7 protein-coding genes are annotated in these 12,279 nt (G+C 44.6%); 5 read left to right on the top strand and 2 right to left on the bottom strand.

Annotated elements, in window-relative coordinates; genetic code table 11:
• The first annotated feature begins 40 nt into the window (after positions 1-40).
• The 3 genes from MHH48_RS24255 to MHH48_RS24245 all read left to right on the top strand — a co-directional run bounded on the left by MHH48_RS24255 (position 41) and on the right by MHH48_RS24245 (position 6,708).
• Entirely contained in the window at positions 41-2,335 is a 2,295-nt protein-coding gene (locus MHH48_RS24255; RefSeq protein ID WP_076325179.1) for a glycoside hydrolase family 95 protein, read from the top strand.
• Positions 2,336-2,617: 282 nt separating this feature from the next.
• The gene (locus MHH48_RS24250) at positions 2,618-4,846 is read left to right on the top strand and encodes an ATP-dependent endonuclease (RefSeq protein ID WP_076325178.1); all 2,229 of its coding nucleotides are present in this window, start codon (positions 2,618-2,620) and stop codon (positions 4,844-4,846) included.
• Positions 4,828-6,708 (top strand): UvrD-helicase domain-containing protein, encoded by a 1,881-nt coding sequence (locus MHH48_RS24245; protein ID WP_076325177.1) that lies wholly within the window; start codon positions 4,828-4,830, stop codon positions 6,706-6,708. The genes MHH48_RS24250 and MHH48_RS24245 overlap by 19 nt, the downstream gene beginning before the upstream one ends.
• A 118-nt stretch (positions 6,709-6,826) precedes the next feature.
• Here the strand turns inward: MHH48_RS24245 and MHH48_RS24240 are convergent, their stop codons facing one another.
• Positions 6,827-7,720, bottom strand: coding sequence for a carbohydrate ABC transporter permease (locus tag MHH48_RS24240; RefSeq protein ID WP_076325176.1), 894 nt, complete (start codon positions 7,718-7,720; stop codon positions 6,827-6,829).
• A 19-nt stretch (positions 7,721-7,739) separates the two neighbouring features.
• Entirely contained in the window at positions 7,740-8,717 is a 978-nt protein-coding gene (locus tag MHH48_RS24235; RefSeq protein WP_076325175.1) for an ABC transporter permease subunit, read from the bottom strand.
• A gap of 174 nt (positions 8,718-8,891) precedes the next feature.
• Between MHH48_RS24235 and MHH48_RS24230 the strand changes: the two genes are divergently transcribed.
• Positions 8,892-10,433 (top strand): response regulator, encoded by a 1,542-nt coding sequence (locus MHH48_RS24230; RefSeq protein WP_076325174.1) that lies wholly within the window; start codon positions 8,892-8,894, stop codon positions 10,431-10,433.
• Positions 10,411-12,246 carry a sensor histidine kinase gene (locus MHH48_RS24225; RefSeq protein WP_076325173.1) on the top strand — a complete coding sequence of 612 codons (1,836 nt, stop codon included), beginning with the start codon at positions 10,411-10,413 and terminating at the stop codon, positions 12,244-12,246. Before MHH48_RS24230 ends, MHH48_RS24225 begins: the two co-directional genes overlap by 23 nt.
• Positions 12,247-12,279 lie beyond the last annotated feature (33 nt).

Raw genomic sequence — 12,279 nt, 5'->3', positions numbered from 1 at the left:
GTCTCAAGACTGGAAAATCAAATGAAGAGGAGAATGCAAAATGACAGACATGAAATTGTGGTATACAAAACCAGCTCAGGGCTGGCCGCAAGGGCTGCCGATCGGCAACGGCCGAATGGGGAATGTGGTCATATCCGCTCCGCATCGGGAGGTCTGGAATATTACCGAAACTACTTATTGGTCCGGCCAGCCGGAGCCGGCTCAAGGGCAAAGCAACAGCAAAGCGGATTTGGAGCGGATGCGGCAGTATTTCTTCCAAGGAAATTATCGCGAAGGTGATCGACTGGCCAAGAAGCACCTGGAGCCGGAAAAATTGAATTTTGGCACCAATCTGGGACTTTGCCAAGTCGTTCTGGAGTTTGACCATAACGTGAAACCATCCGAAGGCGGGAGACAAGAGGCAGCAGCTAAGCCGCTGTTCCATCGGGAACTGGATCTGCAAGAGGCGATAGTGCGTTCTTTTTGCGAGATTGATGAAGCGGGGATGACGCGAGAAGTATTTGCTTCCCATGCCGATCAGGTGATCGTATCCCGGATTCGCAGCAGCCATGGGTCGTCAGGCGTGTCATTCCGCATTTCGATTCGAGGCGAGAATGGTCCTTTTCATGCTGTCGTAACCGAAAAGGATACGATCGAATTCCGGGGACAGGCGCTGGAAGGCATACATAGCAATGGGGAGTGCGGGGTGTCCTGCCAAGGCCAGCTTCGGGTCGCTGCGGAAGGCGGGCAGGTAAGTTGCACGGCTGACACCATAAACGTATCCGGGGCGGATGAGGCGGCGATTTATTTTGCGGTGAATACGGATTACCGTCAAGAAGGTGAGGGCTGGCGAGAGAAAAGCGCGTTGCAGCTGGAGCAGGCTCTGCTGCTAGGATATGACGCGCTGAGAGCCAGGCATCTGGCGGATTATCAGCCGCTATATGAACGTGTAAGTTTAGATCTGGGAAGCTCCGAGCATGCCAGTCTGCCTACGGACGAGCGGATCAGTAGATTTAAGCAGGGCAAGCGGGATGATCCGGCGTTGTTTGCGTTGTTTTATCAATATGGAAGGTATTTGACGATTAGTGGATCACGACAAGGTTCCATCCTGCCCATGCATTTGCAAGGCATATGGAATGACGGCGAAGCCAACAAGATGGCCTGGAGCTGCGATTATCACCTGGATACGAACACCCAGATGAATTATTTTCCGACGGAGGCCGCGAACCTGAGCGAGAGCCATGAGCCGCTCATGCGGTACATCCAGCAGCTGTCGGTGGCCGGTCGCTCGGCTGCGCGCCATTATTATGATGCCGAAGGCTGGGTGGCCCATGTATTCTCCAATGCCTGGGGATTTGCGTCACCGGGGTGGGAAACCTCCTGGGGGCTCAACGTGACGGGCGGACTGTGGATCGCGACGCATATGATGGAGCATTACGCGTATAACCAGGATCAGGCTTTTCTGGAGGAGCTGGCCTATCCCGTCCTGAAGGAGGCCGCGGCCTTTTTCATGGATTACATGACCGTGCATCCGAAGTATGGCTGGCTGGTGACAGGTCCGTCGAATTCGCCGGAGAACAGCTTTTATACCGGCAATCCGGAGGATGGGCATCAGCAGCTGTCCATGGGCCCGACCATGGATCAGGTCCTGGTTCGGGATTTGCTGGCCTTCTGCGTGAAGGCAGCACAGACGCTGGGCGTGGATGAGGAGCTTCAGCAGAAGTGGCAGACAGCGCTGGATCAATTGCCTCCGCTGATGATCGGCAAGAAGGGACAGCTGCAGGAATGGCTGGAGGACTACGAGGAGGCGCAGCCGGAGCACCGCCATCTGTCGCATCTGTTTGCCCTGTATCCCGGCAGCCAAATCACCCCGCATCATACGCCGGAACTAGCTGCGGCAGCCCGAGTGACATTGGAGAACCGGAACAGCCGGGCCGACCTGGAGGATATCGAATTTACCGCGGCCCTGTTCGGACTCTTCTACGCCCGATTGCATGACGGAGACCAAGCCGTGCAGCATATTGCTCACCTGATCGGGGAACTGTGCTTCGACAACATGCTCACCTACTCCAAACCCGGCGTAGCCGGAGCCGAGGCCAACATCTTTGTCATCGACGGCAACTTCGGCGGCACCGCCGCCATTGCGGAAATGCTGCTGCAGAGCCACGAAGGCGAGATTCATCTCCTGCCTGCACTGCCGGCCATGTGGCCGACAGGCAGCGTGAAAGGGCTGAAGGCGAAAGGGAATATTGAGGTGGACATGAGCTGGGAGAATGGGAAGTTGGTTGAGGCGAGGGTGAAGGGGAATGAGGACGGGAGTGTGCGGGTGTTTTATGGGGGAGGGAGATGGAGGTAGGTCTTGAGGCAGGGGGGTGAGGTGGAGAGGAAATGATGTCTTAGATATACTATTTAGGTTTAAATAAGAAGTCTTTGTTGGGTTAACTCCAAGGACTTCTTTTTTTTGATAGTTCATAATAACTAGACTTGTTATTTATTTGTAGAGGAAATAGTCTTATTTTATAGAATGTAATATGTTGGAATAATGATGCATTAAACTAAATAACTATCTCTCTGTTTTAAATGTTATTTCTGAGTAGTATGTGAATTTTTATAAAATTTGATAACTGGAGCGAAATTAATGAAGATTACAAAAATAAAGATCAAAAATTTTAGATTATTGAGATCTTTTGAACTTGATCTCGAAAAAGAATTATCCTTAGTAATAGGTAAAAACAACTGCGGAAAAACTTCATTACTTTCAATACTTGATAAATTTATCGGATCTAAATCGAATATAAATTCATTCACCTTTGACGATTTTAATATTGAATTTCAAAAGGAACTGAAAAATATAATTGGAAATGAATCAGATGGAGAGCAAGAGATCTCTTTTTTGGGGATATCGTTAATGGTGTTTATTGAATACGACGAAACTGATAATTTAGCTAACATTAGTAAGTTAATGCTAGATTTAGATCCTCGCAATAAAACAATTGTTATCAAATTCGAATATAAGTTATTGGAAGAAGATCTAAGAGAGATGAAAGTAGACTACGAACAATTTAAAGTTAAATATAAAAAAAATACAATCGTAGATTTAAACGAGATAAGAACGGAGTCTATTAATGACTTTCTAAAAAATAACCATAAAAAGTATTTTAAACTATTCAGAAAATCAATAGGCTTTGATTATAAGACATCGACTGTGATGGAGAGTGATTACATTGATTTGTTTAAAGAGAAAATTTCTATTGATAAAGTTTTGAACTTCAAGATAATTAGTGCAAAAAGAAATGTATCGAATATAGACTCTGATAAGACACTTTCGATATTATCTTCAAATTATTATAAGAAAAAAGAAGAAAAAGAAAATGAAACGGATAAAATTCAAGAATTTAAAGATGTTCTTAGTAAAACGGATGCACATTTAAATGAAATATATAGTGGTTTGTTTGAAAAAGTAATTGATAAAGTAGGTCGGTTTGGTGGTCTTAGCAAAGGAGATTCCATTATAAAGATTGTCTCTACACTACAACATAAAGAATTGCTCAAGGATAATACCACTGTAATGTATGACCATAACGGAGAACATTTATTGCCAGAAAATTATAACGGTCTAGGTTATCTGAATTTAATTAGTATGATTTTTGAAATTGAACTTCTCTTGAGTGATTTTAGAATAGAAAACAAACCGAATGAAGAACCAGCAGATATTAACTTGCTCTTTATAGAGGAGCCTGAAGCTCACACTCATCCACAAATGCAGTACATATTCATTAAAAATATTAAAGACATATTAAAGAACGCTAGCAGTGGTGAGGATGGCAAAGCTTTTAATTTACAAACCATTATTTCGACTCATTCGTGCCATATCACTTCAGAAAGTGACTTCAACGATATTAAATACTTCTATAAAACTCACCATAATGAAGTGATCACTAAAAATTTAAAAGATTTAAAAGATGAGTATGAGAAAGATGGGGAATTAAATAATTATAAATTCTTGAAACAATATTTAACGCTACATCGAGCAGAGCTTTTCTTTGCAGATAAGGCTATATTTATCGAGGGCGACACTGAAAGGATATTGTTACCAGCAATGATGAAAAAAGTTGATCAAGAATACATTGAGAATCCTTTACTTTCACAGAACATTTCTATTGTAGAAGTTGGTGCGTATTCTCATATATTCGAAAAATTTATCGCCTTTATTGGTTTAAAATCTTTGATTATTACTGATATAGATTCTGCAAAAAAGGAAATTAAGGAAAAACAAGGTAAAGAAGTCAGTTCAGATGTCAAATGCAGAGTGTCAGATATTGAAGCATCTACAATAACTAATGCTTCCTTGAAGTATTTTATTAATTACTCTGCGTATTCTCAATCATATTTAGAAGAAGTAGCTGCGACTGCTATAAGTGAATCATCCATAGAGTCAACTAATGAAGTAAAAGTAATCGAATTTTATAAAAGATTGACGCTAGAAGATAAGATAGTCACAAAAAATATTGAAACTAAACAATGGGTACCATCAAAAAATGGAGAAGTGCTAATTATTTACCAAACATCAGAAATAAATAAAAATTCTGAGGTATACCATGCTAGAAGTTTCGAAGATTCCTTTTTTCATCTGAATAGACAATTTATCCAAGATAACAAGGATGAATTCAGAAGTCTAAAAAATATCCATTACTTTGATGATGACAATAATGATTGCTATTTCTTAGCAGAAGAGTGTGTATCAAAGAAGCCATCCTTTGCTATGGAGATTTTACTTAATAGTTTAGAAGAGGGAAATAAAAAATATTGTAATTGGGAAATACCAGGTTACATAAAGGAAGGGTTAATATGGCTGAAGAACAACTAGAAAGTGAAGTCAAACAGATATTTGAGCTTATCAATAATAGAGAAAACTTCCTATTAAGTGGAGGTGCAGGTAGTGGTAAAACATATTCTCTAGTACAGGTAATTAAGAAAGCACTAGAAGAAAATCCAACAACAAAAGTTGCGTGTATTACATATACAAATGCTGCTGTAAAAGAAATTAAAGAAAGGGTAGATCATAGTAATTTATATGTATCGACTATACATGATTTTCTTTGGAGTAATATTAAATCCTTTCAAAGAAATTTAAAAAAAGAATTAGTAACTCTTATAAACGATGAGAATTCAAAAATAAAAATTCCTGAAACAAATGTTGATGGAGAATGCATTGATTCAATTGTAGGCATTCAATACAAAGAGTATTCCCGTATTAAAGATGGTATCATTTCGCATGATGAATTACTTGAATTAGCAAACCGAATGTATAAAAACTACCCACTCCTTTGTGATATTTTGAAGGATAAATATCGATTCATCTTTATTGATGAATATCAAGATACAGATCCTTTAGTTATTGAAATTTTTTTAGAACATATAAAACAAAGTAAAAAGAAGAATATAATAGGTTTCTTCGGTGATGCTATGCAAGCGATTTATGATAATAGTATTGGCGATTTAAAAGAATATATTGATTCGCAAGAAATCAAAGAAGTTAAGAAAAAACAAAATAGAAGAAATCCAAAATTAGTTATTGAGTTAGCGAATAAATTAAGGGCTGACGGATTGACTCAAGAACCTTCTCAAGATCATAAAGCTCCAAATATGTCTATTGGCAACATTAAAGAAGGAAATATTAAATTTCTGTACTCATCAAATAATAATCTTAATGAAATTAAGAATTCAGAGTTTTTTAGAGATTGGAATTTTGAGGACTCTAAACAAACAAAAGAATTGTACCTTACACATAATCTAATAGCTCCGAAAGCTGGATTCTCAACTTTAATGGAGATATATGATAAGGACCCGATAATTGATTTGAAAAATAAGATTAAGGCCAAAATTAAGGAAAATAAAATAGAAATTGATGAACAATATACCTTTGATCAAGTAGTAGATTTAATTGCTTTAAAAAATAGGAATAAATTAAGAAAAGAAATTATCACCGATGATCCAACAAATAATGCACTTTATAACCAATTAAAAGATCTTCCATTTTCAAAAGTTCGGGGATTATATATGACTAAAGATTCTCTTATTGCTGACAAGAAACAAAATGAACAGGATGAAACTAATGTAGGTTCGAAAAGGGATCCTTTGATTAAGCATCTTTTTAAGATCCAAACCATAGTACAACTTTATAAAGAGAAGTCATATAACGATTTTATCAGGAAAACAGAATTTCAGATCACTTCTATAAAGAATAAGACGGAAGTGAAAGATATTATTAACCGAATCGAAGGGATGTCCAATTGTTCTATAGGGGAAGTAATTGATTTTGCAGATGAGAAAAAGATCTGTCAAAAAGATGATAGCTTTAATAATTATATCATTGAAAATGAGTATATTTTTAATAGGGTAAAAAAGGTGGAGTTTCAAGAGTTTCAAAATTTATTTGCCTACTTAGAAGGATATACGCCTTTTTCAACACAACATAAGATTAAAGGTGCAGAATTTGATAATGTTTTAGTTATATTAGACAATGGTAAATGGAATGACTATAATTTTGATTATTTGTTTTGTGAGAGAAAGGATAAAGAATCAATATTAATAAGAACTCAAAAGATGTTCTATGTTTGTTGTACCCGAGCAAAGAACAACCTGATTGTCTTTTATCATAATCCTAGTGACAAAGTGCTTGAGAAGGCAAAATCTTGGTTTGGAGATGAGAATGTACGAAGTATATAAATTATTCTCCGTTTATTTCGAGGGTTATCGACAATTCTAAAAATTAAAGATCGCTCTTACCCAGAAGGGGTAAGAGCGATCTTTTTCCCTTTCACACACTAACTCTTTTCCCCACAATCTAACTCTTTATAGCCCCCATCATAATCCCCTTCACAAAATACCTTTGCACAAAGGGATACACCATAATGATCGGCAGCGTGGCGACCATGGTCACCGCCATCCGGATGCTTTCGCTGGAGACCGGGATCCGCTTGGAGCCCTGCGCCAGCTGCTGGGCATCGGACATCATGCCGGCGGTCTGGAACTGGTTGAGGATTTTGACCAGAACCGCCTGCAGCGTCTTGAGCTCCGGCTTGTAGGTATACACATAGGAGTCATACCAGGAGTTCCAGTGGCCGATGGCCAGGAACAGGCCGATCGTGGCAAGCACCGGCACGCACAGCGGCATGATGATGCGGAAGAACGTCTGCAGGTCGTTCGCGCCGTCGATTTTGGAGGATTCCTCGATCTCGCCGGGGATCTGCTCCATGAAGGTGCGCACCAGAATCATCAGGAAGACGCCGATTAAGCCAGGGAAGATGTAGACCCAGAAGGAGTCAATCAGCCCCAGGGATTTGATGATCATATACGTCGGGATCAACCCGCCGCCGAAATACATCGTGAACACAAAGAAGAAGGAGAAGTATTTCCATCCGAGCAGGCTGCGCTTGCTGAGCGGATAGGCGAGCAGCGTAATGAAGAAGATGGATACCGCCGTCCCAACGATGGTCCGGAGCACGGTAATCTTAATGGCGCTCCAGATTTCCGGGTTCCGGAAGATGGTCAGGTAGCTCTCGATCGTTGGCACGCGAGGCCAGAAGTACAGGTTGCCCCGCATCGTATCGGTCGCATCGTTCAAGGAGATGACCAGGATGTTCCAGAACGGATAGAAGGTTACGAGAAAGATGCCGGTCAGGAACAGGTATAAAGAGGCATCGAAGATACGCTCGGGCACGGTTTTTTTGCTTAACATGGATGTACCTCCTTATGGTTTAGAATAGGGATTGCCCGTTCAGCTTCTTCGCCGTGTAATTGACGATGACCACGATGATGAATGCGACCACGGAGCTGAACATGCCGACGGCAGCCGCATAGGAGAACATGCCGTTCTGAATGCCGTAGCGGAACGAATAGGTGGACAGGACGTCGGAGTAATCCCGCGTCAGGTCATTGCCGAGCAGGAAGTGCTGGTCGAAGCCCGCGTTCAGAATGCCGCCAAGCGCCAGAATCAGCAGAATGACAATGGTTGGTTTCAGGTGGGGCAGGGTGATGTACCGGATCTGCTTAAAACGGTTGGCGCCGTCGACTTTGGCCGCTTCATAGAGCTCCTGGTTGATGGACGAGATGGCTGCCAAATACATAATCGAGCTGTATCCCATATCCTTCCACGTATTGCCGAGCGCGACGATCCACCAGAAGTACTTGCCGTTCTGCAGGAATAAAACGCTTTCATCGGTAATGTGGAGGAATTTCAATATGCCGTTAATCGCGCCGTCCGAGGAGAGCAGGGTCACGATGATGTTGGCCGCGATAACCCAGGATATGAAATAGGGAAGATAGGAGGCGGTTTGCACCGTCTTTTTGAACTTCACATTCTTGATCTCATTAATCGCGATGGCGATCAGGATCGGCATCGGGAAGGAGAAGAGAAGCGTGATCAGCGTGGAGGCCAGCGTATTTCGCATGACGATCCAGAAGTCGCCGTTGTTGAAGAAGTAACGGAACCATTCCAAGCCGACGAACTCGCTCGTGAATAAAGTCGACCAGAAGCCGCCAAGCGTCGGCTGGTAATTGACGAAGGACATGTATAGACCAACCATGGGCGTATACGCAAACACAATGGCCCAGATCAGTCCGGGCAGCATCATCAGGAATAGATATTTCTGCTGCTTCAGCATGGCCCAGCGGCTTTTTCGATGAGGACTTAAGTTCAAGTCACTCCGCGTCTGTAAGGTTGTAGCAGGTTTCATATGGGGCACCTCGCATCTCAAGTTAACTCAAATTATAAGACTCGGAAAAAATGAGTGTCGATATGACAATGTAACGAAAGATGCTTGAAAATAACTTACATTGCTTGTTCCCATAGTTAAAAAGACAAAATCGCTATAATATTAAGGGATAAAGCCGACACAGGGGGTATGAGCATGTATAGCATTTTTCTCGTAGATGACGAAGAGCTGGAGCTTGAGATGATCCGAGATTATATTCGTTGGGAAGAGATGGGGATATATGTAGCCGGAACAGCCCTGAACGGCAGGGATGCCCTGGAGAAGATCGAGGTGATTCAGCCCGATATCGTACTGACGGACGTCCAGATGCCCGTCATGAACGGGCTTGATATGTCGAAACGGGTGAGTGAGTTATTCGACTGGATTCAGTTTGTCTTCCTGACCGGACACGATGAATTCAATTATGTGAAGTCAGCCTTAAACGTGGGAGCCGTCGGCTATTTATTGAAGCCGCTGGATCTGAGCGAAATTGTAAGCGTTATCGATAAAGTGAAACGGCGCTGCGAGGAAGTGCGGATGAAGAACCGCTCCATTCGCGTGACCAAATCCAATATTGTACGAGAGATGATGTTCGAGCAGAACAAGGAGCGATTCAGGAACCTCGCTGCCAGCTACCATAAGCTGTCCCGACATACGGAGCCGAGAACGTATACCCTAACGCTGCTCGGCCTCGATGCTCCGCACGCTGCACAGCCGGGGCTGTCCCTCGAGGATGGCATGGCGCGTCTGCAGACGTATATGGAGGAGTGGCTTGCGGACAAGAAGTTGGAGGCGGATCTGGTCATCTGCCGGGAAGGCGAGCTGGGCATCTTCATGGATGCGGCTAGCCATCTGAGCCGCTTTACGTGGGAGGATTTGCTGAAGCAGATGCAGGATACGCTGGGCTTTACGATGACCGCGGCCGTGAACGAGGAGCCGGAAGAGCTGTCCCGCATCCAGGATTTATACCGGGAGACGCGGATGATGCTGGAGGAGATGTTTTACGTCGGGAACGGGAGAGTCATCTATGCCAAGGACGTGTTGCGGCAGCTGGAGAGCCGGCAAATTCCTCCTTTCGAAGAAACGGCCTATTTCGAGGACATTCATCAGCTGGCGTCCGAGCAGGCCGCGCAGAAGCTGCGGGATTACTTCAACCGGCTGGTCATGCTGCGAATCAGAAAAACCGAAGTGTGCGACTTTGCCATCGGACTGGTGGAGCGTCTGCTGGAGGGGATCCACGAACCGATCACGGAGAGCCACAAGCGGGCGGAGCTTTACCATTCCATCTATCAGTGCCGAACCATTATTGAAATCGAAGCGATCATCATCGATTTCGCCGGACATGCGATTCGGACGCTGGAACACCGGTTCATGGACAAAAATGCCAGGCTGGTGCACCAGGTGCGCACGACGATCGACCAGACCTATCACCAGGCCATCACGATCAACAGCTTGTCCGATCAGGTATATCTGTCTCCCAACTACCTGCGTTCCATCTTTAAGGAGAAAACCGGGATGACGATTCATGATTACCTAACGAGAATCCGGCTGAACAAAGCCAAGGAGCTGCTGGCCGACGATTCGCTCAAAGTGCAGGATATCGCCCAAAGGGTCGGTTATGAGAGCACATCCTACTTCATTTCCTTATTCTTAAAAAGCCAAGGAGTTACGCCGAATGAATACCGCAAAAACATCTAGACCGACCGGCCTGTGGAGCCGTCTGGCAGGGGTTCTCCCGTTCGCGCACTTACGCGCATACACCAACTGGCGGCTCCGGCACAAGTTCTTTTTCATCTTTCTCATCGTGATCATCCTGCCGTTCTCGCTGCTGATCTATTATTCGTATTCTTCGACGCGCAGCACGATTACGGAGCATACCTATACGGCGCTGGGCGGATCGCTGGCACAGATTAACACCAACGTGGAGAAACGGCTGGAGTATTACAATCAGCTGTCGAACATCCTCTACATGGATGCGCAGCTCCGCAATTATCTGTCTACCGATTATGAGCAGGCGTACTATTATCTGGATGCCTACCAATATATCAACCGGACGCTGCCGTCCCTGATGACCCTGAATGCCAACATTCTGGGCATTACGATATATACGGGGAACCACACCCTCTATTCCGACGGCCAATACGTCAAATATACGGAAGAGATGCCTCCGGTGATGGAGGAACAGGTGCTGGATGCCGCCGGCAGTACGGTGTACTTCCATTCCGGGGATTTCAAGTCCGATGATGCGTATATCACCATTGCCCGTTCCTTGAGTTATTTCAGCCTGCAGCATCCGTACGGGATTTTGACCATGGACATTAACGCAAACGAATTCTACTCCCTGATCAAAATGGAGAATTACAACAAAAGCGTTTATATTATCGACGAGTTTGGCGGCGTGATCAGTACGGGGGATCAGAATCTCCAATCCAACCAGCTGTTTGACGTGTTCCCGATTCAGGAGCGAATGACCCAGGATGCAGGTTCTTTCGATATTAAGATTAACGGTCAGGAGCGTTTTTTTACGTATAAAAAGCTCAGCAACGGCTGGTCCACGGTCATCACCGTGCCCTACGACGAGCTGCTGGCCAATGCGAATCAGGCGACCAAGAACGTCATCTGGTTCTCCGCGCTGGCGATTGGCATAGCCATCCTGCTGTTATATTTTACGACCAAGGTCATGACCAAGCGCATCGAGGTGCTTCTGCAGCAGATCCGGAAGGTGGAGCGCGGGGATTTCCGGCTGTCGATTAGGCCGATGGGGCATGATGAGATCGGCCAGGTTTCCTTTGCGTTCAATAAGATGGCTTCGACCATACAATCCCTGATCCATGACGTGTACGTGAAGGAGATCGCAAGGAAGGAGTCGGAACTGAATACGCTCCAGGCCCAGATCAACCCCCATTTCCTGTACAACACCTTGTCCTCCATCTCTTCCCTGGCGATCAAGGAAGGGGCCATGCAGGTGTACCAGATGGTCAATTATTTGGCCAAGTATTACCGGGTGTCGCTGAATAAAGGGAAACGCATCATTCTGCTGGAGCAGGAAATCAATCTGGTGAAGAATTATGTCGCGATCCAGAAGATCCGGTTCCGGGACAAGCTCCATATGCATTACGACCTGGATGAGCAGCTGTTCGGGACCCCAACGATCAAGCTGATCCTGCAGCCCTTTATCGAGAACTGCATCAATCATGCCATCTGGGACGAATCGGGGATCAACATCATCGTGAAAGTAAAGCAGGAGGGGGACGACCTCTTGCTCCAGGTTATTGACGACGGCATCGGGATGACGCCGGAACAGCTCGATCATGCGCTGAACAAATCGGATAATCTGCCTGGATACGGCGTGAAAAATGTGGATGACCGGATCAAGCTGACCTACGGGGAGGAATATGGCGTCAGCATCTTCAGCAGGCTCGGCATCGGAACCGCGGTGACCATTCGGATACCTGTAATCTCCGATAGGCATCCAGCAAACGAACGGGACAGGCAGCAGGTGCTACCCTGAATGAAAGACGTTTTGCATCATGAATTGTAAGAT

It is taken from the genome of Paenibacillus sp. FSL F4-0100 (genome assembly GCF_037993005.1).
GTDB lineage: Bacteria > Bacillota > Bacilli > Paenibacillales > Paenibacillaceae > Paenibacillus_AQ.
This window is presented reverse-complemented; position numbering and strand designations above follow the sequence as displayed.